This is a genomic window from Phaeobacter sp. QD34_24 (assembly GCF_028890115.1).
In the GTDB taxonomy this organism is placed as follows: Bacteria; Pseudomonadota; Alphaproteobacteria; order Rhodobacterales; family Rhodobacteraceae; genus Phycobacter.
The window spans coordinates 20,504-43,962 of record NZ_JARCJD010000008.1 but is presented as its reverse complement, the minus strand read 5'-3'; the positions used below and the strand labels follow the sequence as shown (position 1 = coordinate 43,962).

The 23,459-nt window shown below is 64.3% G+C and carries 22 protein-coding genes; 17 read left to right on the top strand and 5 right to left on the bottom strand.

All coding sequences use genetic code 11. The annotated features are described in order from the left end of the window. Nucleotides 1-6 precede the first annotated feature (6 nt). Together recQ and PXK07_RS08295 are read right to left on the bottom strand one after the other, a co-directional pair. Nucleotides 7-2,067, bottom strand: a complete 2,061-nt coding sequence (gene recQ, locus PXK07_RS08300; RefSeq protein WP_274847750.1) for a DNA helicase RecQ — start codon at nucleotides 2,065-2,067, stop codon at nucleotides 7-9. Nucleotides 2,068-2,198: 131 nt separating this feature from the next. Next, nucleotides 2,199-2,486 (bottom strand): YggT family protein, encoded by a 288-nt coding sequence (locus tag PXK07_RS08295; RefSeq protein WP_274847749.1) that lies wholly within the window; start codon nucleotides 2,484-2,486, stop codon nucleotides 2,199-2,201. A gap of 131 nt (nucleotides 2,487-2,617) precedes the next feature. On the opposite strand from PXK07_RS08295, the gene PXK07_RS08290 reads away from it, so the two are divergent. From PXK07_RS08290 to PXK07_RS08240, 11 genes are all read left to right on the top strand, one after another. Continuing rightward, a complete protein-coding gene (locus PXK07_RS08290) occupies nucleotides 2,618-3,175 on the top strand; it encodes an acyl-CoA thioesterase (RefSeq protein WP_274847748.1) in 558 nt (185 codons plus the stop codon). A 53-nt stretch (nucleotides 3,176-3,228) separates the two neighbouring features. Next, the gene (locus tag PXK07_RS08285; protein ID WP_274847747.1) at nucleotides 3,229-4,593 is read left to right on the top strand and encodes an MFS transporter; all 1,365 of its coding nucleotides are present in this window, start codon (nucleotides 3,229-3,231) and stop codon (nucleotides 4,591-4,593) included. Nucleotides 4,594-4,598: 5 nt separating this feature from the next. Continuing rightward, nucleotides 4,599-5,459 (top strand): penicillin-insensitive murein endopeptidase, encoded by an 861-nt coding sequence (gene mepA / locus PXK07_RS08280; RefSeq protein WP_274847862.1) that lies wholly within the window; start codon nucleotides 4,599-4,601, stop codon nucleotides 5,457-5,459. Then, entirely contained in the window at nucleotides 5,432-6,355 is a 924-nt protein-coding gene (locus PXK07_RS08275; RefSeq protein ID WP_274847746.1) for an esterase-like activity of phytase family protein, read from the top strand. The genes mepA and PXK07_RS08275 overlap by 28 nt, the downstream gene beginning before the upstream one ends. Before the next feature lie 232 nt (nucleotides 6,356-6,587). Further along, a complete protein-coding gene (locus tag PXK07_RS08270) occupies nucleotides 6,588-7,211 on the top strand; it encodes a queuosine precursor transporter (RefSeq protein WP_274847745.1) in 624 nt (207 codons plus the stop codon). Between the two features lie 340 nt (nucleotides 7,212-7,551). Further along, nucleotides 7,552-7,971: an alternative ribosome rescue aminoacyl-tRNA hydrolase ArfB gene (gene arfB / locus PXK07_RS08265; protein ID WP_274847744.1), complete on the top strand. Its 420-nt coding sequence runs from the start codon at nucleotides 7,552-7,554 to the stop codon at nucleotides 7,969-7,971. Nucleotides 7,972-8,035: 64 nt separating this feature from the next. After that, complete coding sequence (locus PXK07_RS08260; RefSeq protein WP_274847743.1) at nucleotides 8,036-8,782, top strand: SDR family oxidoreductase; 747 nt, start codon at nucleotides 8,036-8,038, stop codon at nucleotides 8,780-8,782. A 52-nt stretch (nucleotides 8,783-8,834) separates the two neighbouring features. Then, nucleotides 8,835-9,860, top strand: coding sequence for a P1 family peptidase (locus PXK07_RS08255; protein ID WP_274847742.1), 1,026 nt, complete (start codon nucleotides 8,835-8,837; stop codon nucleotides 9,858-9,860). A 118-nt stretch (nucleotides 9,861-9,978) separates the two neighbouring features. Continuing rightward, nucleotides 9,979-10,401, top strand: a complete 423-nt coding sequence (locus tag PXK07_RS08250; RefSeq protein ID WP_274847741.1) for a c-type cytochrome — start codon at nucleotides 9,979-9,981, stop codon at nucleotides 10,399-10,401. Between the two features lie 188 nt (nucleotides 10,402-10,589). Then, complete coding sequence (idi, locus tag PXK07_RS08245) at nucleotides 10,590-11,132, top strand: isopentenyl-diphosphate delta-isomerase (protein ID WP_274847740.1); 543 nt, start codon at nucleotides 10,590-10,592, stop codon at nucleotides 11,130-11,132. Between the two features lie 105 nt (nucleotides 11,133-11,237). Next, a complete protein-coding gene (locus PXK07_RS08240) occupies nucleotides 11,238-12,494 on the top strand; it encodes a flavin-dependent oxidoreductase (RefSeq protein ID WP_274847739.1) in 1,257 nt (418 codons plus the stop codon). A 340-nt stretch (nucleotides 12,495-12,834) separates the two neighbouring features. Here the strand turns inward: PXK07_RS08240 and glpK are convergent, their stop codons facing one another. The 3 genes from glpK to panB all read right to left on the bottom strand — a co-directional run bounded on the left by glpK (nucleotide 12,835) and on the right by panB (nucleotide 16,098). Beyond that, a complete protein-coding gene (gene glpK, locus PXK07_RS08235) occupies nucleotides 12,835-14,325 on the bottom strand; it encodes a glycerol kinase GlpK (protein ID WP_274847738.1) in 1,491 nt (496 codons plus the stop codon). A gap of 70 nt (nucleotides 14,326-14,395) precedes the next feature. Further along, nucleotides 14,396-15,253 (bottom strand): pantoate--beta-alanine ligase, encoded by an 858-nt coding sequence (gene panC / locus PXK07_RS08230; RefSeq protein ID WP_274847737.1) that lies wholly within the window; start codon nucleotides 15,251-15,253, stop codon nucleotides 14,396-14,398. A gap of 8 nt (nucleotides 15,254-15,261) precedes the next feature. Further along, entirely contained in the window at nucleotides 15,262-16,098 is an 837-nt protein-coding gene (gene panB / locus PXK07_RS08225) for a 3-methyl-2-oxobutanoate hydroxymethyltransferase (RefSeq protein ID WP_274847736.1), read from the bottom strand. 209 nt (nucleotides 16,099-16,307) lie between these two features. On the opposite strand from panB, the gene PXK07_RS08220 reads away from it, so the two are divergent. The 6 genes from PXK07_RS08220 (at nucleotide 16,308) to PXK07_RS08195 (ending at nucleotide 23,326) form a co-directional block, all read left to right on the top strand. Continuing rightward, nucleotides 16,308-17,786: an ABC transporter substrate-binding protein gene (locus PXK07_RS08220; RefSeq protein WP_274847735.1), complete on the top strand. Its 1,479-nt coding sequence runs from the start codon at nucleotides 16,308-16,310 to the stop codon at nucleotides 17,784-17,786. A gap of 92 nt (nucleotides 17,787-17,878) precedes the next feature. Further along, the gene (locus PXK07_RS08215; protein ID WP_274847734.1) at nucleotides 17,879-18,826 is read left to right on the top strand and encodes an ABC transporter permease; all 948 of its coding nucleotides are present in this window, start codon (nucleotides 17,879-17,881) and stop codon (nucleotides 18,824-18,826) included. Beyond that, a complete protein-coding gene (locus PXK07_RS08210) occupies nucleotides 18,823-19,638 on the top strand; it encodes an ABC transporter permease (protein ID WP_274847733.1) in 816 nt (271 codons plus the stop codon). Before PXK07_RS08215 ends, PXK07_RS08210 begins: the two co-directional genes overlap by 4 nt. A 139-nt stretch (nucleotides 19,639-19,777) precedes the next feature. Then, entirely contained in the window at nucleotides 19,778-21,370 is a 1,593-nt protein-coding gene (locus PXK07_RS08205; protein WP_274847732.1) for an ABC transporter ATP-binding protein, read from the top strand. Then, entirely contained in the window at nucleotides 21,367-21,882 is a 516-nt protein-coding gene (locus PXK07_RS08200; protein WP_274847731.1) for a GNAT family N-acetyltransferase, read from the top strand. The genes PXK07_RS08205 and PXK07_RS08200 overlap by 4 nt, the downstream gene beginning before the upstream one ends. Further along, nucleotides 21,869-23,326, top strand: coding sequence for an aldehyde dehydrogenase family protein (locus PXK07_RS08195; RefSeq protein ID WP_274847730.1), 1,458 nt, complete (start codon nucleotides 21,869-21,871; stop codon nucleotides 23,324-23,326). The genes PXK07_RS08200 and PXK07_RS08195 overlap by 14 nt, the downstream gene beginning before the upstream one ends. Nucleotides 23,327-23,459 lie beyond the last annotated feature (133 nt).

Genomic DNA, 23,459 nt, shown 5'->3' with positions numbered 1-23,459 from the left:
CCAGACTTAGCCCGCGCCGCGCAAGACGTCCAGAAACGCCGCCGCGAAACGTTGCGCGCGGCGCTCCCCCAAGAGCCGTTCAAGCCCGGCCTCATCCTCGGGGCGCAACTGTGCCACCTTCGCCAAAAGTGACGCCGAACAGCTGAGAGGCTTCAAGGTGCCGCACTCCCCGCGCGCAAGCTGTCCCTGCGCCTCCAACAGCGCATCATAGACCGAGCCGGCCCCGGCCCGCGCTGCCAGCTTGCGCCGCTGCGGATGGAGTTGCTCCACCGCACCGGTGATCACCGAAAGGAAGGCCTCTCCATAGCGCTCCAGCTTCTTGGCTCCGACGCCGCTGATCCGGGCCATCTGATCCAGGCTCTCGGGGCGCTGCTCGGCCATCTCGATCAGGGTGCGATCCGGGAAGATCACATAGGCGGGCACCTTCTGCGCCTCGGCCAGCGCGCGGCGTTTCGCCTTCAGCGCCGACAGGAGCGGCGCATCCTCATCCGAGACCAGCGCCTTCACCGCCGGGCGGCGCGCGGCGGACTTGATCGTATCCCTGCGCAAGGCAATCTCCGCCTCGCCGCGCAGCACCGGCAGGGCCGCCTCGGTCATGCGCAAGGCGCCGTGGCGTTCGGGGTCCGGGCGCACCAGGTCGTGGCCCATCATCTGCCGGAACACCGCCTGCCACTGGGGCTTGCCGTATTCCTTGCCACAGCCAAAGACCGACAGCTCGTCATGACGCTTGGCCCGCACCCGGTCTGTCTCGGTGCCGCGCAGGATGTCGATCAGGTGGCCCGTGCCATAGGTCTCCTGCGTGCGCAGAATCGCCGACAGCGCCTTGCGCACCGCCGTGGTGCCGTCAAAGACCTCAACCGGGCTGTCGCAAAGATCGCAATTGCCGCAAGGCGCGGTCTCTTCGCCGAAATAGGAGAGCAGCGTCTGGCGACGGCATGTCAGCGCCTCGGCCAGCCCCAGAAGCGCATTGAGCCGCGCATGATCCGCCGCCCGCCGTTCGGGCGGCGCCATGCCTTCGTCGATCTGGCTGCGGCGCAGGCGAATGTCCTCGGGGCCGAACAGGGTAAGCGTCTCAGCCGGTGCCCCATCCCGCCCCGCGCGGCCGATTTCCTGGTAATAGGCCTCGATGCTCTTGGGCAGATCCGCATGGGCGACCCAGCGGATATCTGGCTTGTCGATTCCCATGCCAAAGGCCACCGTCGCCACCACGATCAGCCCATCCTCGCGCGCGAACCGCGTCTCCACGATGCGCCGGTCCTCGGCCTCCATGCCGCCATGATAGTGGCAGGCCACATGGCCCGCCTCGCGCAGGGCGGCAGCAAGCGCCTCGGTCTTGGCGCGGGTGCCGCAGTAGACAATCCCGGACTGCCCCTTGCGCGCCGCGGCAAAGTCGAGGATCTGGCGGCGCGGCCCGTCCTTGGCGCCAAAGGCCAGGTGGATATTGGGCCGGTCAAAGCCGCGCAGGAAGGCCCGCGGCGCCTCCCCATCGAACAGTTTCTGAACGATCTCTTCCTGGGTTTCCTGATCCGCCGTCGCGGTAAAGGCCGCCAAGGGCACGCCCAGCGCGCGGCGGAGTTCCCCAATGCGCAGGTAGTCGGGGCGGAAATCATGGCCCCACTGGCTGACGCAATGGGCCTCGTCCACGGCAATCAGGCTGACCCCGATCCGCCGCAGCATGCCCATCGCCGCCCCCGAGGCCAGACGTTCCGGCGCCATGTACAATAGCTTCAAGCGCCCCGCCTCGATCGCCTCCCAGACGGCTTCGGTCTCTTCCTCGGTATTGCCCGAGGTCAGTGCGCCTGCGCAGACGCCCGCCTCCTCAAGCGCCCGCACCTGGTCGCGCATCAGGGCAATCAACGGCGAGATCACCACTGTGATCCCCTCGCGCAGCAGCGCAGGCAGTTGGTAGCACAGGGATTTCCCGCCCCCCGTCGGCATGATCGCCAAGACATTCTCGCCTGCGGTCACTGCATCGACGATCTCTTCCTGGCCGGGGCGAAAGGCATCAAAGCCGAAGATGTCGCGCAGCAGCGGGGTCGCCCGGGACAGGTCTGTCGTCTGCGTCATCGAAAGGAGGGCCTCAAGGGAGTGTCTGCTCGGGTTCGCCGCACACAATCCCACAGGACGATTCGGGCGGCAAGAGGCGCCCGGTCAAATTCGCTTCGTCAGGGCCTCAATCGGCCCGCAGCGCATTGGGATCAGTAGAACATCACCATGTTGTTCTGAATGATGATCCGCAGCGCATAGACCGCGATCAGTACCACCAGCGGCGCCAGATCGATCCCCTGCATATTGGGCAGGATACGGCGCACGGGGGCGTACAGGGGCTCAAGGAGGCGGTTCACACCATACCAGATCTGCGCCACGAACTGCTGCTGCAGGTTCAGCACCTGGAAATTGATCAGCCAGCTCATGATCACATGGGCGATGATGAAGAACCAGACGATGTCCAGGATCAAAAGCAGGATTTGAAACAGCGAGAGCATCCTATTCCCCTTTGTTAGCCGCGTAACAGGTAAGCAGCCCCGGCCCGATGCGCAAGCCTTCCGCGAGGTTGCGGTTGACGGGCGGTAAATGGGTGGCAAGAGGATCACGAAACAGCCGGAGTACCCGCCCCATGTTCCCCATCGTGCGCCTTCTGAAGGATCTTTATGTGGCCAGCCGCATGGAGCCGCTGCCGCTGACGGCGGTGCATCGCTCCAGCCATATCTGCTGGCCCTGGGATCTGGATATCTGGCTGGAGTTGAACAATGGCCGCGCCATGACCCTTTATGATCTGGGGCGCACCATGCTGGCGCAGCGCGTCGGGCTGATCGGCGCCTTGCGACAAAACCGGTGGGGGATGACCGTCGCAGGCACCTCGGTCCGGTTTCGCCGCCGCATCCGGGGCTTTGAACGTTTCGAGATGCGCAGCCGCGCCGTGGCCTGGGACGAGAAGTTCATCTACCTGGAACAGTCCATGTGGAAAGCAAACGGAGACTGCGCCAGCCACGTGATGCTGCGCACTGCCGTGACGGATGCCAACGGCATCGTGCCCCCGGCCAAGGTTCTGCAGGCCGTTGGACAGGACGGAGACGAAAGCCCCGCCATGCCCGATTGGATCAAGGGCTGGTGCCAGGCGGATGCCACGCGCCCCTGGCCGCCGATGTCAGAGACGCAAGAGGGGCTTGCCTAGCGCGCCCCGCATCTGTCTTATCGGCGGCAACACCGCAGCGGGGGATGGGCGACATGGCAGAGATTTCACAGAAGAAGCGCATTTGGGGATGGTGGTTCTTCGACTGGGCCAGCCAACCCTATCACACGCTCTTGGTGACCTTCGTGTTTGGTCCCTTCTTTGCCGCTGTCGCAGCCGAGCATTTCCTTGGCCTGGGGCTGGCAGAAGAGGCCGCCAAGGCACAGGCGCAGACCGTCTGGTCGCTGGGCATGACCATCACCGGCCTGTTCATCGGCTTCGGCGCGCCTTTCCTGGGGGCGCTGGCGGATATATCGGGGCGCAAGATGCCCTGGATCATGGCCTTTTCCCTGATGTACGTGATCGGCGCCTGGGGGCTTTGGTATATGGATCCGGCGGGCAGCAACCTGTGGTGGATGCTGGTCAGCTTCGGCATTGGTTTCATCGGCGCCGAATTCGCCCTGATCTTCATCAATTCGCAACTTCCCTCCCTCGGAAGCAAGGAGGAGGTCGGCGCGATCTCCGGTTCCGGCTTTGCCTTTGGCTATCTGGGCGGGGTGATCGCGCTTTTCATCATGCTCCTGTTGTTCGTGGAACAGGAGAGCGGCAAGACCCTGATCGGGCTGGACCCCATTCTGGGCCTGAATGCAGAGGCAAAGGAAGGCACCCGATCCGTCGGTCCTCTGACGGCCCTCTGGTTCGCCGTCTTCATGGTGCCCTATTTCCTATGGGTGCGCGATGACAAGGCGACCGGCCAGCGGGCAAGCCTGCGTCGTGCCGTCGGCATGGTCATCGATCTGGTTTCGGGTCTGCGCCATCGCGCCAGCCTGACCAGCTACCTGGTCTCTTCCATGCTCTACCGGGATGCGCTCAACGGGCTTTATGCCTTTGGCGGCGTCTATGCGAGCCTGGTGCTGGACTGGTCGATCACCTCGATCGGAATCTTCGGGATCATCGCCGCGATCTCGGCCACGCTGTTCAGCTGGCTGGGCGGCAAGGCGGACCGGCGCCATGGCCCGAAACCCGTGATCATCGTCGCCATCCTGGTGCTCACGCTGGTCTGCATCACCGTCGTCTCCATGTCGCGTGAGCAATTCTTCGGACTACCCCTACCCGAGGGCTCCACCCTGCCGGATGCCGTTTTCTTTGGCTGCGGGGTGCTGATCGGCGGCTTCGGCGGAATCTTGCAAGCCGCCAGCCGCAGCCTGATGGTACGCCATACGGATCTGGCCAAAGCCACGGAAAGCTTTGGTCTTTATGGGCTTTCGGGGCGCGCGACAGCCTTCCTCGCACCGGCCTTGATCGGTGTTGCCACCACCGTGACCGGCAGCGCGCGCCTCGGGATCACTCCCGTTATCGGTCTCTTTGTACTAGGCTTGATTCTGTTGAAATGGGTGAGTGCCGAAGGAGACCAGAAGTGAGACTGCTGATTGCGACGTGTTTTGCCCTGATCGGCCTTCTGGGTCCCGCAACGGCTGAAACGCCCGCAAAGCAACTGTTCGGCGCCAAGGCAACCGGATCCCAGCAAAAGCCCGCACCACTGGGATCTTATGCCAAGGGCTGCGTTGCGGGTGCGGTCGAGCTGCCGGAAACCGGCCCCACCTGGCAGGCCATGCGCCTGTCGCGCAACCGCAACTGGGGACATCCGGAGACCATCGACTATATCCGCGACCTCAGCGCGTTTGCCGCGACCCTACCGGGATGGAAGGGCCTATATATCGGCGACATCAGCCAGCCGCGCGGCGGGCCGATGCTGTCGGGGCATCGCAGCCACCAGATCGGTCTTGATATCGACATCTGGATGCTGCCGCCGGATCGCCTGACCCTGAGCCATGCCCAGCGCGAAAAGATCTCCTCGATCTCCCTTCGCCGGGCCAAGGGCGCCTATGTGAATGGCAGCTGGAGCCGCCAGCACCACGAAATCCTGAAAGCCGCCGCCAGCGACAAGCGCGTGGCGCGGATCTTCGTCTTTCCCGGAGCCAAGGTGCAGATGTGCAAGGACGCCAAGGGAGACCGGCGCTGGCTGCGCAAGATCCGCCCCTGGTGGGGCCATCACTACCATTTCCATGTCCGGCTCAACTGTCCGCGCGGCGCCCGAGGTTGCGTGGATCAAGATCCCCCGCCACGTGGCGATGGCTGCGCCGATGCGCAGAAGTGGGTAGATGACATCCTGAACCCGCCGCCTCCCAAGCCGCGCGATCCCAATGCGCCGAAACCCAAGCCGCGCCGCGACTACACGCTCAAGGATCTGCCCCGGCAATGCGCCGCCGTACTTCAATCCGACTGACCCTCTTGCTGTTGCCTGCCCTGGCGCTGACCCTTGCGGCCTATGCCTGCGCGGGCGGCGGACAGTCAACAGGTCAGGCCCGCCATCTTGCCTCCTTCACCTGGACTGCGCCTGCCGGTCAGGACGCCACGTGGTTTGGCGGCTTTTCCGGGATCGAGGTGCAGGACAACGGCCGCCGCCTTGTGGTGCTCAGCGACCGGGCCACGCTGGCCCGCGCCAGGATCACGCGTGAGGCCGGTCTGATCACTGCCGCCCATATCACCAAAAGGCGCCACCTGCGGGCCTCGACCGGGAACCTGCTGCAAGGACGGGTCGTCGACAGCGAGGGGCTTGTTCGCGCGCCTGACGGCAGCCTCTATATCTCCTTCGAGGGGGTCTCGCGCATTGCCCACCACAAGAACGGCAGCAGCCGCGCCAAGGTTCTGCCGCGCCCGCAGGCCTTTCGCCAACTGCCGTTGAACAAATCCCTCGAAGCCCTGGCGATGGATGACAGGGGCCGTCTCTATACGCTGCCGGAAAACGCCCCGGACCAGAATGACGAAATCCCGGTCTGGCGCTGGGACGGTGCGCGCTGGAGCCAGCCCTTCAGCCTGCCGCGCCGCAATGGGTTCATGCCGGTGGGTGCGGATTTCGGCCCCGATGGCCGGTTCTATCTGCTGGAGCGGAAATTCATGCTGATCGGCTTTCGCAGCCGCCTGCGCCGCTGGGACATCACCGATGTCGGCGCGATGCAGGAGATCACCCTCTTTGAAACCGCCCTTGGAACCCATGACAATCTCGAAGGCGTCTCGGTCTGGCGCGACGAGGCCGGAGCCTTGCGCGCAACGATGATCTCCGACGACAATTTCAGCGCCCTGCAGCGCACCGAGCTGGTGGAATACAGCCTGCCCGACTGATCCCGCCCGATTGGCAGGAACGCGCCCGCAGCGTGCGACAGCACGCTGCCCGGCCCAACGGCCGATGGGTCATCTGCGATGGCCCGCTCGGCGGGCGGGAGCCCACTGCAATTGTCACACGCGGCCTTGCCAAAAGCCGCAAAAGGGCCTAACTGGCCCGATCCCCGGGGCGCCGAGTGCGCGCCGGGCAAGTCAACAAGTCTCCGCTACCTTGTCAAAACGGACCAGATCTATGACACGTTCCCATCTTCCCGGCATTCTTGCCATGGCCGCCGTCGTTGTGGCCTCCAACATCCTGGTGCAATTCCTGTTCGGCCAATGGCTGACCTGGGGCGCCTTTACCTATCCGATCGCCTTCCTCGTCACCGATGTGATGAACCGTGTCTACGGTGAAGGCCCGGCCCGCCGCGTTGTCTTTATCGGCTTTGTCGTGGGCGTGATCTGCTCGCTCATCGGCACGCAGATCATCGGCGAATTCGGCCCGCTGGTGACCCTGCGCATCGCCATCGGCTCGGGCCTAGCCTTCCTGACCGCTCAGCTTCTGGACATCTCGGTCTTCTCCGCCCTGCGCGGAGGCAAATGGTGGCGTGCGCCGCTGGCCTCGACCCTAGTGGGGTCCAGCGTCGATACCGCCCTCTTCTTCACCATCGCCTTTTCCGGTGCGCTGTCCTGGATCGAGCCTGCCAACGATGTCTCCTGGGCCGGTGAGATGCTGCCGCTCCTGGGCGCCGGTCCCGTTGCCCCGCTCTGGGTCTCCCTGGCGGTTGCGGACTGGATGGTGAAACTCTCGCTGGCCCTGGTGGCGCTGATCCCCTTCCGGGTAATCGTCAACCGCCTGACCGCGCAACCGGCCTGATCCCACCTCTCTGCAATCTGCTGAAGAATGCAACAGCCGCGGCCTCCGATTTTCGGGGGCCGCGTTTTTTGTTTGGCGGATCCGGAATTCCGTGCAACGCTGAATTCAACGGAAACAGAAATGTAAAGGAGGTGATCCAGTGTCAAGAAAGGTATTGGAGCAAGGTGTTGGAACAACCGGAGGGTCCGCCTGCTGAGGCAGCCCTTTGCTGTGTGGTCCCCTCGGCTGAGCTGCCCCGTGCAGATCTAACCGACCCGACCTCCTGAAAACTTTCGAAGGGCCGTCCCCCCGTGGGGCGGCCCTTTTACCTTGCCGCATCCCACTGTAGGCTCCGCCCAAGATGATAAGGATCACCGACGATATCACCCTGCAGGACTGGGAATTCACCGAAAGCTTCATCCGCGCCTCGGGGCCCGGCGGGCAGAATGTGAACAAGGTCGCGACGGCAGTTGAGCTGCGCTTCGAGGCCGCGCGATCGCCCTCCCTCACTCCGGCCGTGAAGGCGCGGCTCAAACGGTTGGCGGGGCGGCGCTGGACCAAGGAAGGTGCCATCATCCTGCAGTGCGACGAGACCCGCTCGCAGCAGCGCAACCGCGACATCGCCCGCGAACGCCTTGCCGATCTGGTGCGGCAGGCGCTGGTGGCGCCGAAACGGCGGATCGCCACCAAACCCACGCGCGGATCGGTGCGCCGCCGCCTGGACGCCAAGAAACAGCGCAGCCAGATCAAGGCCGGACGCGGCAAGGTCGATCCGGATTGATCTGTGATTGCACCCGCAGGGATCGCTGTTAAAGCTATCAAAAAGACATTTTGGAGGATGATTGATGCGGCTTGCAGGAAAAACGGCGATCGTGACCGGGGGTGCCTCGGGATTTGGCGCAGGCATTGTTGAAAAGTTCCTGACCGAAGGCGCGCGGGTGATGATTGCCGACATCAACGCCGAGGCCGCCGCTACCCTGGCCGCCGAAAAGGGCAGTGCAGCCATCGCACAGGCCGTCGATGTTTCTGATGGTGCCTCGGTCAACACCATGGCCGAAGCGGCGCTGACCGCCTTTGGTCATGTGGACATCCTGGTCAACAACGCAGGCGTCACCCATCTGCCCACACCGCTGGATCAGGTCAGCGAAGAGGATTTCGACCGGGTGTTCAATGTGAACATGAAGTCGGTCTACCTGACCGCCCGCGCCCTGGTGCCGCATATGAAATCCCGCGAAACCGGCGCCATCCTCAACGTCGCCTCCACCGCAGGCGTGTCGCCGCGCCCGAACCTCAACTGGTACAATGCCTCCAAGGGCTGGATGATCACCGCGACCCGCACCATGGCGGTAGAGCTGGCCCCCACGGGCATAAGGGTCAATGCCATCAACCCGGTGGCCGGGGAAACGCCGCTTCTGAAATCCTTCATGGGTGAGGACACGCCCGAAATGCGCGCCAAGTTCCTGTCGACCATCCCGCTGGGGCGCTTCTCCACGCCCGAGGACATGGGCAATGCCGCCTGTTTCTTATGTTCGGACGAGGCGTCGATGATCACCGGCGTCGCCATGGAAGTGGACGGCGGCCGCTGCATCTGACTCCCCCTCCCACTGCCCTACCGACCGGTAGACCTAATTCAGGAGACCTAGCATGCGTCCCGGACCCCGCAATCTGATCACCGATGTTCCCGGCATTCTGGTCGGCAACGCACAAGATGATACCCTGAAATCCGGTGCGACGGTTCTGACCGCCGACAGCCCCTTCACCGCCTCGGTCCATGTGATGGGCGGCGCGCCGGGCACGCGGGAAACCGACCTGCTGGCGCCTGACAAATCGGTGGCGCAGATCGATGCGCTGATGCTGTCGGGTGGCTCTGCCTTCGGATTGGATGCCTGTTCGGGCGCGGTCGATGCGCTCCGGGCTGCGGGGCGGGGATTTCGCCTGGGACCGGCGGTGATTCCGCTGGTGCCCGGCGCAATCATCTTCGACCTTCTGAACGGCGGCGAGAAAGACTGGCAGGACAACCCCTATCGCGCCCTGGGTCGCGCCGCATTCGAGGCGGCTGGCCAGGATTTTGCCATCGGCACCGCAGGTGCGGGCACCGGTGCGCTGACGGCAATGGTGAAGGGCGGGCTTGGCTCTGCCTCCTTCGTGCTGGAGAGTGGCATTACGGTCGGCGCGCTGGTGGCCGCCAATCCGATGGGGGCCGTGACCACGCCGGGGGATCGCCATTTCTGGGCCGCCCCGTTTGAGGTGGAGGGCGAATTCGGCGGGCTGGGACCGGATCCCAGGGGCGGGCTCGGACAGCCAGAGACTAGCCGCAAGGTCCAGAGCATGCTGCAGCAGGCTGCCGGTCTGCCCCTGCCGGACGAGCGCGGCAATACCACCATCGCCATCGTCGCCACCGATGCGGATCTGACCAAGGCGCAATGCCAACGCCTGGCCACCGCCGCCCATGACGGCATTGGCCGCGCAACCGTTCCGGCCCACGCGCCGGGTGACGGCGACCTGGTGTTCTCCGCCAGTACCGGCGCCCGGGCGCTATCGGCGCCCGAAGCGGAACTGGGGCAGATCTGCCATGCTGCGGCGCTGTGCCTCAGCCGGGCCATTGCTCGCGCCATTTACGAAGCCCGCCCGGCCCCTGGCGACCTTCTGCCCTGCTGGAACGACGGATGACAGCCGACAGACAGACCGGCAAAACTTGGCGAAAAACCACGACGCGTCAAAACGTCCATTGACTATACCCCCCAAAGCACTCGTATTTCCAACAGCCAACTCAAACTGGAGCAAGCATATGAAACGTCTGATGTCCGCCGCTGTTATCGGCCTTCTCGCCGCCCCCGCCTTTGCCGAAGGCGATGCCGCGAAAGGGGAAAGCGGTTTCAAGAAGTGCAAATCTTGTCACATGGTCGTCTCGGACAGCGGCGAAACCATCGTCAAGGGCGGCAAGACCGGCCCGAACCTCTGGGGTGTGGCAGGCCGCACCGCAGGTACCGCTGAAGGGTTCAAATACGGCAACGATATGGTCGCAGCCGGCGAAGCGGGCCTGGTCTGGGACGAAGCAAACTTCGTGGCCTTCACCAATGATCCGCGCGGTTTCCTGCAGGAGCACCTGGGCGACAGCAAAGCCAAGTCGAAAATGTCCTTCAAGCTGAAGAAGGGTGGCGAAGACATCTATGCCTTCCTGGCACAGCACGGACCCGCTGCCTCGGAATAACCGCCAAGGCTCATTCTTTCAGCAGCAGAGGCCGCACCCCCGGGGGCGCGGCCTTTCGCGTAATTGCTCTGGATCGAAATTGAGACTAACCCTTTCTGGACACGGCCGCAGGGCATGCGCCCGATGCCACCTGCCCAATGCTACCATTGTAAAATGAACCTGTGGTTTGAAACGGAATTGAACCGGACATGACGCATCCGATCCCGGCCTGGGTGAACGGCGATTTGATACCCGTGGACAAGATGGCCGCGCATGAGCAGGGCCTGAAGCACAAGGCCGTGTCAGTCTTTGTGGTAAAAGGCACCGAAATCCTGATGCAGCAGCGGGCCATGGGCAAGTATCACACGCCCGGGCTTTGGGCGAATACCTGCTGTACGCACCCGATGTGGGACGAAGCCTCCTCCACCTGCGCGGTGCGCCGCATGGAAGAGGAACTGGGCATTTCCGGCCTTTACCCCGAGTTCCGCCACCAGTTGGAATACCGCGCCGATGTCGGGCACGACATGATCGAACACGAGGTGGTGGATGTCTTCCTGGCCCATGCCCACAGGCCGGTCACCCTTGCGCCGAATCCCGAAGAGGTGATGGAGACCCGCTGGGTCGACTATCACGACCTGATCGCCGAGGTGCAGCGCCACCCGGAACGCTTCACCCCCTGGCTGAAGATCTATCTTGGCAAATATGCCGACATTATCTTTGGTCCCGACCTGATCATTGCCGCCTCGGGCTGACCCGACGATACGAACGGCACGCCGTATTATCATGGGGCGCCTCTTGCTCTCCTGCGGCCAAGCATGTTTTTTACCAGCAACACAAAGCACGAGGGGGAGCTCGCAATGACCATTCTTATCGCAGGCGGCGGCATCGCCGGGCTGACGCTGGGGCTGACGCTGCACCAGATCGGCGTTCCCTTTCATATCTGCGAATCCGCGCCCGAGCTGAAACCGATGGGGGTGGGCATCAACCTGCAGCCCAATGCGGTGCGCGAGCTGATCGACCTGGGGCTTGCCGAGGAGCTTGACGCCATCGGCGTGCGCACCCGGCAGCTGGGGTTCTATACCAAACTGGGCAAGACCACCTGGGAAGAGCCGCGCGGCACGGAGGCAGGCTATGCCTGGCCACAGTACTCGGTACATCGCGGCGCCCTGCAGATGATGCTCTATGAGGCGCTGGTTGCGCGCGCCGGACCCGAGTGCATTTCCACCGATGCCCGTGCTGTCGGCTTTGAAAACACAGACAGCGGCGCGGCGCTGATCCTCGCTGATGGTGGCCGCCTGGAGGGGCGCCTGGTGGTTGCCGCCGATGGCATCCACTCGGCCCTGCGCAAGCAGATGTACCCGACCGAAGGGGAGCCGATCTGGAACGGTCGCATCCTGTGGCGCGCCACCACCCGTGGCCGGGTCTGGAACGGCGGCGGCGCCATGTGCATGATCGGACACAACGCCCTGCGCATGGTGGCCTATCCGATCTCGGACCCGGATGAGAACGGTCTGGCAACGATCAACTGGATCGCCGAGAAGAGCTTTGACCCCTCTGCCGCCTGGAAGAAGGAAGACTGGAACCGCGCGGCAGATATCAATGATTTTGTCGGCGACTTTGAAGAGTGGCAGTTCGACTGGATCGATGTACCCGGCCTCATTCGCGGCGCGGATGTGGTCTATGAATACCCGATGGTGGACCGTGATCCGCTGCCCAAGTGGACCGATGGCGCGGTGACGCTGATGGGGGATGCGGCTCATCCGACCTATCCCGTCGGCTCCAACGGGGCGAGCCAGGCCATTCTGGATGCCCGGCTGATCGGCTCCGCGCTGTTGCAGCATGGTGTGACAGCCGCAGCCCTTGAGGCCTACGAGGCAGCCGTGCGCCCGCTCACCACCAATGTGGGCCGCGCAAATCGCAGTGCAGGCGGCCCGGATGCCGTGCTGCAGATGCTGGAAGATCTCTGCGGTGGCGATTTCGAAACGGTGGAGGATGTGATCCCCATGGCAGATCTGGCGGCCCATGCAGCCAAGTACAAGTCCATCGCCGGCTTCAGCATAGAAGAGCTGAACGCCCGCCCGCGTACCATTGCCGAAGGCATGCGCATCGCTTGACGGTCCGGGGGGCTCCCACCCCTTTGGTGCATCATCAAAGATGACGCCCGCAGGGTTGGGCCGGGCGCTGCACGATGTGCAGCGCAGCGAGGCCTGCTGAGAAGCGTTTCAGGGGCAGGTCTGCCCTGAAAGCGCGACAACCAGCCTGAGATATGAGCCGAGTCGCCTCAAGGGTAAACCACGCCTGTGGCGTGGCCGCAGATGCGGCCCTTGACCCGAATCGGCTCGGGATCGGCGGGGGCGACCGCGCCGTGCATCAGCACGGCGCCGGGCCCAAGGCCGCCAAGGTGTCTTGCCGCAGGCAAGACACCTGCGGGCGCGGGAGCACCACCTGTGCGTCTCAGACGCCGATCACCGCCTGCACCGCGCGCTTCCAGCGGGCATAGGCGGCATCGCGTTGGACCGCCTCCATCGCCGGAGTGAACTGCCGATCCCGTGCCCAGGTCGCGGCAAACCCCGCCTGATCCGGATAGAGGCCTGCCTTCATGCCCGCCAGCCAGGCTGCGCCCAGGGCCGTGGTTTCCTGCATCACCGGGCGGTCCACCGCTGCGCCCAGGATGTCCGACAGGCTCTGCATGGTCCAATCGCTGGCGCTCATCCCGCCGTCGACGCGTAGGGTGACGGTGTCGCCTGCCGCCTCCTGCCAGTCGGCGCGCATCGCCTCCCACAGATCGCGGGTCTGGTAGGCAACGCTTTGCAGGGCGGCACGGGCGAACTCCGCCGGACCGGAACTGCGGGTGAGACCAAACATGCCGCCACGACAGTCCGGCTCCCAATAGGGCGCGCCAAGGCCGGTGAAGGCAGGCACCAGGATCACATCCTGTCCGGGATCCGCAGAGGCCGCAAGGCCACCGGTTTCCTGCGCCGAGACGATGATACCAAGACCGTCGCGCAGCCATTGCACCGCGGCACCTGCGATGAAGATCGAGCCTTCCAGCGCATAGGTCGGCTTGCCGTCTAGCTGGTAGGCGATGGTGGTGAGCATGCGGTTGCGGGAGTCTACCGGCGTATCGCCCGTGTTCAGCAGGGCAAAACACCCGGTGCCATAGGTGGACTTCATCATGCCTGGCTCAAAACAGGCCTGGCCGATGGTGGCCGCCTGCTGATCCCCGGCCACGCCCAGGATCGGGATCTCCCCTCCCAAAAGCTCGGCCTGCACGGTGCCGAACTCCGCCGCGCAGTCCTTGACCTCGGGCAGCATGTCCATCGGCACATCCAGGATCTTGCAGATCTCGGCGCTCCAGCCGCCATTGCGGATGTCATACATCAGCGTGCGCGCGGCATTGGTGGCATCGGTCACGTGAGACGCCCCGCCGGTCAGTCGCCAGATCAGGAAGCTGTCGACGGTGCCGAACATCAGCCCGCCTTCAGCCGCGCGGGCGCGCGCGCCCGGCACCGTATCGAGGATCCACTTGACCTTGGTTCCCGAGAAATAGGGATCCAGCAGAAGCCCCGTCGCCCGATGCACCAGATCGCCATGACCCGCCGCGCGCAGATCCTCGCAGATTGCGGCGGTGCGCCGGTCCTGCCAGACGATGGCCTTGTGGATTGCCTTGCCCGTGTCGCGGTCCCAGACAACCGTGGTTTCGCGCTGGTTGGTGATCCCGATGGCCGCGATATCCGCCGCCGTGGCGCCCCGATCAGCCATCACCCGGCGGCAGACCTCCAGCGTCGAGGACCAGATCTCCTCAGGATCGTGTTCGACCCAACCCGCTTGCGGGAAATACTGCGGAAACTCCTGCTGGGCCGTGCCCGCAACCTGCATGTCGCGGTCGAACAGAATCGCCCGTGTCGAGGTGGTGCCCTGGTCGATCGCCAGAATATACGTCATCTCCTGCCCTCTCTCCTGTCTTCCTGAGGGCGGACTTTAGACGCAAAACTGTTAGCGCGACCAGACCTTACTAATCACTTAGTGGGTGAACCGCGATATTGTCGATCAGCCGCACCCCATCCAGCCAGGCCGCCGCCAAAAGCCGGGCCGGACCGGTTGGCGCCTGCAGCGGCGCCAGCGTCTCGGCGCAGCGCAGGTCCAGATATTCGATCTCGCCAAATCCCGCGGCATGCAGCGCCGCACGCGCATCGGGTTCGATCTGAGCAAAGCCTTCCCCCGCCGCCAGCCGCGCAGCGCAGGTTGTCATCACCGGGTAAAGCTGGCTGGCTTTTTCCAAGGCCTCGGCCGAGAGGCGCATATTGCGCGAGGACATGGCAAGGCCCGAAGATTCACGCACGGTGGGGCAGCCTATCACCTCGATCGAGATATCGAGATCACGCGCCATCCGGCGCACCACCATCAGCTGCTGAAAGTCCTTTTCGCCGAAGAACGCCTTATGGGCGCCGGTCTGCAGGAACAACTTGGCAACCACCGTGGCAACCCCGTCGAAATGGCCGGGCCGGAAGGTGCCCTCCAGCACATCGGTGACCCCCTCGACCGAAACCGAGGTGGCATAGCCATCGGGATAGATCTGGTCGGGATCCGGGACATAGATGGCGTCCACACCAAAGGACGCCAGCTTCTCGGCATCCGCCTCTTCGGTGCGGGGATACTTGGCCAGATCCTCGGCGCTGTTGAACTGTTTGGGATTCACGAAGATCGTCACGATCACCCGATCGCAGGCCGCCTTGGCCGCCTCGACCAGCGACAGGTGACCGGCATGGAGCGCGCCCATGGTGGGAACGACGCCAACGACCTCTCCGGCGCGGATCCAGGTGGCGTGTTTTGCGCGCAGGTCCGCAAGGCGGCGCAGGATGGGAGCAGTCATCGCTAGGGTCAGTCCTTCTTGGCGGCAGGCGCCGTATCGGCAAAGACGTGTTCGGGCGCCGGAAAGCTGCGCGCGCGCACCTCGGCGGCGTAGTCCTTGATCGCGGCCTCGGCGGCAGGGCCGAGATCGGCGTAGCGTTTGACGAATTTCGGCTTGAAGGCGGCGAACATGCCCAGCATGTCGTCCAGCACCAGCACCTGCCCGTCGCAGCCCGCCGAAGCACCGATGCCGATGGTCGGGATCGCGACATCCGCGGTAATCCGGTCGGCCAGCCCCTGAGGCACCTTCTCCAGCACCACGGCAAAGGCGCCTGCCTCTGCCACGGCGCAGGCATCTGCGATCACCGCGTCGGCCTGCGCATCACGCCCCTGCACCTTGTAGCCGCCAAGCGTGTTCACCGACTGCGGCGTGAGGCCGATATGCGCCATCACCGGAATGCCGCGTTTCACCAGGAAGCGGATGGTCTCGGCCATCTCGACGCCGCCCTCCAGCTTGACCGCGCCGGCGCCGGTTTCGCGCATCAGCCGTGCGGCATTTCCGAATGCCTGCGCCGGTCCTTCCTCATATGACCCAAACGGCATATCGACCACCATCAGCGCACGCTTCAGCCCGCGTGCAACCGCCTGGCCGTGCAGAATCATCATCTCCATGGTGACCCCCAGCGTCGAGGGTAGCCCGTGCAGCACCATGCCGACGCTATCGCCGACCAGGACAAAATCGCAGGTGTCATCCATCAGCGCTGCCATCGGCGTGGTGTAGGCCGTCAGGCTGACAATCGGATCCTTGCCCTTTTGGGCACGGATGTCTTCGGCCGTGATGGCCTTGGTCTGGATGTTCGCGCTCATTTTCGTCCCATGTTCCGTTCGGGTTGCGCGTGCCTATCATTTCGCAAGCGCAGCATCCAGTGCGCGAAATGTCCCTCTTGCGCCGCTCTGACCTGGGTTGTGCCGCGACGCGAAAGCCCGAGCGCTCTTGATTAGCATGGCAAAATCAGGACAGAGTTACGGAAAAGCCCAGGTTCCAAGGGCGTCTTTCCAACACAGGGAGTTTCAATATGTCTTTCAGATCCATCCTATTCGCTGCGGGATCCGCCCTGGCGCTGAGCACCGCAGCCGCATGGGCCAAGGACAGTGTCACCGTCGGCATGCAGCTGGAGCCGCCGCATCTGGATCCCACCAGCGCCGCTGCCGGTGCCATCGACCAGGTGCTCTATTCCAATGTCTTTGAGGGGCTCACCCGCTTCATGGGCGACGGATCCGTGGTGCCGGGGCTGGCCAAAAGCTGGGATATCTCCGCAGACGGGCTCACCTATACCTTCCACCTGAACGAAGGCGTCACCTTCCATGATGGCACCACGATGGATGCCGAGGACGTCAAATTCAGCCTGGATCGCGCCCGTGCCGAAGACAGCACCAACGCGCAAAAGGCGCTGTTTGCCGATATCGCCGAGGTCACGGTGGTCGATCCGATGACCGTCCAGCTGACGCTCAGCAAGCCCAACGGCAACATGCTGTTCAACCTCGCCTGGGGCGATGCGGTGATCGTCGCGCCCGAAAGCATTGCGGACATCAAGACCGCGCCCGTCGGCACCGGCGCCTTCAAATTTGCAGGCTGGGTACAGGGCGACCGCATCGACCTGGAAAAGAACCCCGACTACTGGGGCACGCCCGCCATGCTGGAAAAGGCCACCTTCAAGTTCATCTCGGACCCCACCGCCGCATTCGCCGCGATGATGGCCGAGGATCTGGACGCTTTCGCAGGCTTCCCGGCGCCGGAAAACCTGCCCCAGTTCGAGGCCGATCCGCGCTTTCAGGTACTGGTCGGCTCGACCGAGGGTGAAACCATCCTCTCCACCAACAACAAGCAGGCCCCATTTGACAACGTGAAGGTGCGCGAGGCGCTGGCCCATGCCATTGATCGCCAGGCCATCATCGATGGCGCCATGTTCGGCTATGGCACCCCGATCGGCACCCATTTCGCACCGCACAACCCGGCCTATGTGGATCTGACCGGCCAGTCCGCCTTTGATCCCGACAAGGCCAAGGCTCTGCTCGCCGAGGCGGGCCTGCCCGACGGGTTCGAGACCACGCTGCACCTGCCGCCGCCGTCTTATGCCCGCCGCGGCGGGGAGATCATCGCCGCCCAGCTGGCAAACGTCGGCATCAAGGCCGAGATCATCAACGTGGAATGGGCCCAGTGGCTGGAAACCGTGTTCCGCGGCAAGACCTTTGGCCTGACCATCGTCAGCCATACCGAGCCGATGGACATCGGCATCTATGCCCGCCCCGAATACTATTTCCAGTATGACAACGCCGCCTTCCAGGCGCTGATGACCGACCTCAACGGCACCACCGACCCGGATCAGCGCACCGCCATGCTGCAGCAGGCGCAAAAGATCATCGCCGATGACTATGTGAACGGTTACCTGTTCCAGCTGGCCGCCCTCAGCGTCGCCAAGGCGGACCTGCAGGGGCTTTGGGCCAATGCACCGACGCAGGCCACGGACCTGACCGCTGTCAGCTGGGCCAAGTAAGCCTGCCCAGTTGCCAAAACCGATAGGTCCAGCCCGGCTGAAACATCGCCCGGGCTGGACCCTGAAGGTTCCCGCTTCTAGCCTGACACCCGATGATACGTTACTCCCTGAAACGGCTGCTTTCGCTCTGCCTCAGCTTGGCCGTGGCTTCTGTCGTGATTTTTTCCGTGATCGAGATCGCCCCCGGCGATCCCGCCTCTTTCATGCTGGGAATCAACGCCCAGCCCGATACAGTCGCCGCCCTGCGCAGTGAGCTGGGTCTCGATCAATCGAAGCTGCAGCGCTACCTGACCTGGATCGGCGGCATGCTGAGCGGGGATTTCGGCACCTCCTATACCTATCGCACCCCGGTGTCCGAGATGATCGCGGATCGGCTCTGGGTGTCACTGCCGCTGGCCCTTTACGCGCTGGCCCTGTCGACGCTGATTGCCTTTCCCGCCGGGATCTATGCCGCCGCCCGCCGTGGCAAGCCCGGCGACATGGCGGTGATGGGCGCCACCCAGCTGGGGGTCGCGATCCCGAATTTCTGGTTCGCCATGCTGCTGGTGCTGGTCTTTGCCATCAACCTGCGCTGGTTCAGCGCCGGTGGCTTTGCGGGCTGGGAGGGTGGTCTTGGCACCGGCTTGAAATCCCTGACCCTGCCCGCCATCGCCCTGGCTTTGCCGCAGGCGGCGATCCTGGCACGGGTGATGCGCTCGGCCCTGTTGGATATCCTGGGTGAGGACTTCATGCGCACCGCCCGCGCCAAGGGGCTCAGCCGCAGGCAGGCCCTGTGGCGGCACGGGCTGCGCAATGCGCTGATCCCGGTGCTGACCATCATTGGGTTGCAGTTCTCCTTTCTCTTGGCCGGCGCCATCATCATCGAACAGGTCTTCTACCTGCCCGGTCTGGGGCGGCTGGTGTTTCAGGCGATTTCCTCGCGCGATCTGATCGTGGTGGAATCGGTGGTGATGCTCCTGGTCTTTGCGGTGATCACGGTAAACTTCCTTGTCGATCTGGCCTATGCGCTGGTCGATCCCCGGCTGAGGAGCCGCACATGAGCCGCACCCTGTTTCTTGGCGCGATCCTATCCTCGCTGGTGATCCTGGCGGCGCTGCTGTCGTTCCTCTGGACGCCCTTTGACCACACGGCAATGAACATCCCCGAGAAGCTGCAGCGTCCCGGCGCCTTGCATTGGTTGGGCACCGATCATTTCGGGCGGGATATCTTTTCCATGATCATGGTCGGCGCGCGGACATCCTTGGCCGTTGCGCTGGTGGCCGTCGGTATCGGCATGGCCATCGGCATTCCGCTGGGCCTGACCGCAGCCGCCCGCAAGGGGTCCTGGCTCGATGAGTTGATCATGCGCGGCAACGATCTGGTCTTTGCCTTCCCCTCCCTGGTGATTGCGATCCTGATCACCGCGATCTTCGGTCCCGGTGCGATCAATGCGATCATCGCCATCGGCATCTTCAACATCCCCGTCTTTGCCCGTGTCACCCGCGGCGCCGCCCTGCCTCTGTGGCAGCGCGAGTTCATCCTGGCCGCCCAGGTGGCGGGCAAGGGCGCCGCGCGGATTTCGGCCGAGCATATCCTGCCCAATGTGGCCAACCTGCTGATCGTGCAGGGCACCATCCAGTTCAGCCTTGGTATCCTGGCCGAAGCCGGCCTCAGCTACGTGGGCCTTGGCGCCCAGCCGCCCACCCCCAGCTGGGGACGGATGCTGGCGGATGCGCAGACCATGGTGAGCCTGGCACCGCATCTGGCGATCATTCCCGGTTCGGCCATCGTGCTGACGGTGCTCGGCCTCAACCTGATGGGCGACGGGTTGCGCGACTGGCTGGATCCCAAGCTACGCGAGGGGCGCACATGAGCCGGCTTTCCTGTCTTGCTGATGTTTGCACTGGCTCAGCATCGCCGGGCCGCGCTCGACCCTCCCCCCGGGAGGGCGCTTCGCACCCACCCAGGCTCGGGCGCGCCCCTCGCCACGATGGATCGGAAGGGCACCGCGCATGAGCCTTCTTCAGATCAACGACCTGTCGCTGTCGATCGGCAGCCATCCGATCCTGAAGGGTGTCTCCCTGTCGGTCGCCGCCGGAGAAATCGTCGCCGTCACCGGCGAAAGCGGGTCCGGCAAGTCGATGACCGCCTTCTCGGTGATGCAGCTGTTGCCGGAACAGACCACGGTCAAGGGCCAGATCCTGCTGGAAGGCACCGACCTTCTGGCACAGTCCGAGGCTCAGATGTGCGCCCTGCGCGGCCGCTCCATCGGCATGGTCTTTCAGGAACCGATGACCGCACTCAACCCGGTGAAAACCATTGGCGATCAGGTGATGGAGACCATCCTGATCCATGAGGCCATGCCAAGGCCCGAGGCAAGGGCGCGCGCGGCAGAAATGCTGGAACGGGTCGGCCTGCCTGCGGACCGCTTCCCGCTCAGCCGCTTTCCGCATGAGCTGTCGGGCGGTCAGCGCCAACGGGTGGTGATCGCCATGGCCATCGCCCTGCGGCCCAAGCTGTTGATCGCGGATGAGCCGACCACCGCGCTGGACGTGACCACCCAGGCGCAGATCCTCGATCTGTTGAAGGACCTGGTACAAGAATTCGGCATGGGCCTGCTGATCATCACCCACGATCTTGCAGTGGTGGCGGACCTGGCCGACCGGATCACCGTCATGCGCCATGGCGAAGTGGTGGAAACCGGCGCAACGGATTGGCTGCTGAAGAACATGAGCCATCCCTACACGAAGATGCTGTTCGCCGCTTCGAACCACAAGGTCGCCCTGCCAGAAGCCCCGCCGCCGCAACCGCTGCTGCAGGTTCAGGGCGCGATACGGGACTATCGCTTGCCACGCGCTTCGCTGTTTGCACCGCAAGAGCACTTCCGGGCCGTCAATGAGGTTTCCTTTACCCTGAACCGGGGCGAACGGCTGGGTCTGGTGGGCGAGTCCGGCTGCGGGAAATCGACCCTGACACGGGCCATTCTGGGACTGGAACCCTTGCAGGGCGGGCAGATCCTGCTGGACGGCGAAGCGGTCACCACCGACCGCACCCCGGACCAGCGCCGCAAGATGCAGGTGGTGTTTCAGGATCCCTTTGGCAGTTTCAACCCGCGCCACCGGGTCGAGCGGCTGATCACCGAACCCTTCTACAGCCTGCCCGATCCGCCCAGTGGCAGCGCCCGCGCAGATCTCATTGCCGAAACCCTGTCTGCCGTGGGGCTGACACCCGATGATGCAGGCAAGTATATCCACCAGTTTTCCGGCGGACAGCGCCAGCGCATCGCCATCGCCCGCGCCCTGATCACCCGCCCCGAGCTGATCCTGTTTGACGAGGCGGTCTCGGCGCTGGATGTCTCGGTGCGCGCGCAGATCCTCGACCTGCTGGCAGAACTCTGCGAGGCCTATGCGCTCACCTACCTGTTCATCAGCCATGACCTGTCGGTGGTGCGCACCATCACCGACCGCTGCCTGGTGATGCAGAAAGGGCAAATCGTGGAGGCTGGCGCCACAGAGGAGGTCTTTAGCGCTCCAAGCCATCCCTATACGCAGTCCCTGATCGCTGCAGCCCCCGTGCTGCCGGAACTGGACCAGGGGGCCGCATGAGCCTGACACTCTCCCTGATCCTGCCGAAAGAGCACGCGGTTCTGACCAGTGTCCTCGCGTCCTATTTCGAGGAAACCGCCAGCAAGGCCCGCGTCGATCCCGGTGACAGGGCGCGGCAGATGCTGCACCGCAAGGATGTCACCGCCTTCTGGGTCGTGAAGGACAGCAAGAGGATCGGCTTTGCCCTGGTGCTGAACCTGCCAGACGACCGGCGCGAGCTGTCGGAGTTTTCGATCTTTGCGCCGCACCGCCGCCAGGGCCATGGGCAGGAGGCCGCCCGGGTGTTGCTGCAGGAATTTCCCGGCTACTGGCGCATGGGCATTTCGGCGCAATCGCAATCGGCCCTTGCATTCTGGGGCACCTGCCTCAGCATTCTGCCGGGGATCATCGACCTGCGCCAAGGCGCGCCTTTCACAGAGTTTCAAAGCAGAAGCTACTCTTTCCAGATCGCCGACCCGACGATTGGCCCAACGACTGAGCAGACCACAGGATCCGAACATGACACAGAATAAGCCCCCCCGTTTCGACCCCAGCCTTTGTCTCATTGGCGGCCTCTGGCAACCGGCGGCCTCTGGCTCCACCCTGCCGCTGATCAACCCGTCCAATGGTGAAGAAATCTGCCAGATCGCACGGGGCGGGGCGGTCGATGTGGATGCCGCCGTCGCGGCGGCCAGGACGGCGCTGGATGGCGAGTGGGGCGCCATGAGTGCCCTGGAGCGCGGCCGCATTCTCAGCCGCCTTGGCCAGCTGGTCCTGGACTGCGTCGACGAGTTGGCCGCGCTCGAGGCCATGGATGTGGGCAAGCCGCTCACCCAGGCACGGGCCGATGTGGTGGCGCTGGCGCGCTATTGCGAGTTCTATGGCGGCGCCGCAGACAAGGTGCATGGGGAGACCATTCCCTATCTGGACGGCTACACGGTCTACACCCTGCGCGAACCCCATGGGGTAACCGGCCATATCGTGCCCTGGAACTATCCGATGCAGATCATCGGCCGCTCGGTTGGGGCGGCTCTGGCCATGGGCAATGCCTGTGTGCTGAAACCCGCCGAAGAGGCCTGCCTCACGGCGCTGACCTTTGCCCAGCTGGCACAGGATGCGGGTCTGCCGAAGGGGGCCTTGAACGTGGTGCCGGGGCTGGGGGCCGAAGCGGGCGCCGCTCTGTCTTCGCATCCGGGCATCGATCACATCTCCTTCACCGGATCGGTTGCCACCGGTGCCCTTGTTCAGCAGGCCGCAGGGAAGAACGTGGTACCGGTGACGCTGGAGCTGGGCGGGAAATCTCCGCAGCTGGTCTTTGACGACGCCGACCTAGAGGCCGCCCTGCCCTTCCTCGTCAATGCGGGGATCCAGAATGCAGGGCAAACCTGCTCGGCCTCTTCCCGTATTCTGGTGCAACGCGGTGTCTATGACGAGGTGAAGGCGCGCATGTCCACCGCCTATGAGGGCCTGACGGTTGGCCCGGCAGCCGACGATCTGCGCCTTGGCCCGCTGATCTCGGCCCGACAGAAGGAGGTCGTCGAAACCTTCCTGGCAAAGGGCGGGGATCTTCCGATTGCTGCCACGGGTCAGATCGTGAAAGGCGCGCCGGAGGCGGGCGCCTATGTGCGCCCCACGCTGTTTGCCGATGTGCCGCCCGATCACCTGCTGGCCCGGGACGAGATCTTTGGCCCGGTGCAGGTGCTGATCCCCTTTGATACCGAAGAAGAAGCCGTCGAAATCGCCAATTCCACCGAGTACGGGCTGGTCGCCAGCGTCTGGAGCCGGGATGGCGCACGTCAGATGCGGCTCGCGAAAAAGCTGCGCGCCGGTCAGGTCTTTCTCAACAATTATGGCGCAGGCGGCGGGGTGGAACTGCCCTTTGGCGGGGTCGGCAAATCCGGCCATGGCCGCGAAAAGGGCTTTGAGGCGCTTTACGGGTTTTCACAGCTGAAAACCGTTGCGGCCTATCACGGCTGACCCGCCAGTGGCCGCCACGGCATGAGGTTTTGCGCTGCGCCCTGCGCATCGCGAGGGGGCAGGCCGCGCCTTCGGCGCGGCCTGCCGGGCCCAAGGGGAGAGCGTGCATGTTCCATGCAGGTGATCCGCGCGG

Coding starts and splice junctions, on each gene's coding strand:
- PXK07_RS08250 (WP_274847741.1), top strand. CDS start 9,979: ATGAAACGTCTGATGTCCGCCGCTGTTATCGGCCTTCTCGCCGCCCCC.
- PXK07_RS08200 (WP_274847731.1), top strand. CDS start 21,367: ATGAGCCTGACACTCTCCCTGATCCTGCCGAAAGAGCACGCGGTTCTG.
- PXK07_RS08295 (WP_274847749.1), bottom strand. CDS start 2,486: ATGCTCTCGCTGTTTCAAATCCTGCTTTTGATCCTGGACATCGTCTGG.
- PXK07_RS08205 (WP_274847732.1), top strand. CDS start 19,778: ATGAGCCTTCTTCAGATCAACGACCTGTCGCTGTCGATCGGCAGCCAT.
- PXK07_RS08290 (WP_274847748.1), top strand. CDS start 2,618: ATGTTCCCCATCGTGCGCCTTCTGAAGGATCTTTATGTGGCCAGCCGC.
- panC (WP_274847737.1), bottom strand. CDS start 15,253: ATGACTGCTCCCATCCTGCGCCGCCTTGCGGACCTGCGCGCAAAACAC.
- glpK (WP_274847738.1), bottom strand. CDS start 14,325: ATGACGTATATTCTGGCGATCGACCAGGGCACCACCTCGACACGGGCG.
- PXK07_RS08275 (WP_274847746.1), top strand. CDS start 5,432: ATGCGCCGCCGTACTTCAATCCGACTGACCCTCTTGCTGTTGCCTGCC.
- PXK07_RS08260 (WP_274847743.1), top strand. CDS start 8,036: ATGCGGCTTGCAGGAAAAACGGCGATCGTGACCGGGGGTGCCTCGGGA.
- idi (WP_274847740.1), top strand. CDS start 10,590: ATGACGCATCCGATCCCGGCCTGGGTGAACGGCGATTTGATACCCGTG.
- PXK07_RS08215 (WP_274847734.1), top strand. CDS start 17,879: ATGATACGTTACTCCCTGAAACGGCTGCTTTCGCTCTGCCTCAGCTTG.
- PXK07_RS08285 (WP_274847747.1), top strand. CDS start 3,229: ATGGCAGAGATTTCACAGAAGAAGCGCATTTGGGGATGGTGGTTCTTC.
- PXK07_RS08255 (WP_274847742.1), top strand. CDS start 8,835: ATGCGTCCCGGACCCCGCAATCTGATCACCGATGTTCCCGGCATTCTG.
- PXK07_RS08210 (WP_274847733.1), top strand. CDS start 18,823: ATGAGCCGCACCCTGTTTCTTGGCGCGATCCTATCCTCGCTGGTGATC.
- recQ (WP_274847750.1), bottom strand. CDS start 2,067: ATGACGCAGACGACAGACCTGTCCCGGGCGACCCCGCTGCTGCGCGAC.
- PXK07_RS08220 (WP_274847735.1), top strand. CDS start 16,308: ATGTCTTTCAGATCCATCCTATTCGCTGCGGGATCCGCCCTGGCGCTG.
- panB (WP_274847736.1), bottom strand. CDS start 16,098: ATGAGCGCGAACATCCAGACCAAGGCCATCACGGCCGAAGACATCCGT.
- arfB (WP_274847744.1), top strand. CDS start 7,552: ATGATAAGGATCACCGACGATATCACCCTGCAGGACTGGGAATTCACC.
- PXK07_RS08270 (WP_274847745.1), top strand. CDS start 6,588: ATGACACGTTCCCATCTTCCCGGCATTCTTGCCATGGCCGCCGTCGTT.
- PXK07_RS08195 (WP_274847730.1), top strand. CDS start 21,869: ATGACACAGAATAAGCCCCCCCGTTTCGACCCCAGCCTTTGTCTCATT.
- PXK07_RS08240 (WP_274847739.1), top strand. CDS start 11,238: ATGACCATTCTTATCGCAGGCGGCGGCATCGCCGGGCTGACGCTGGGG.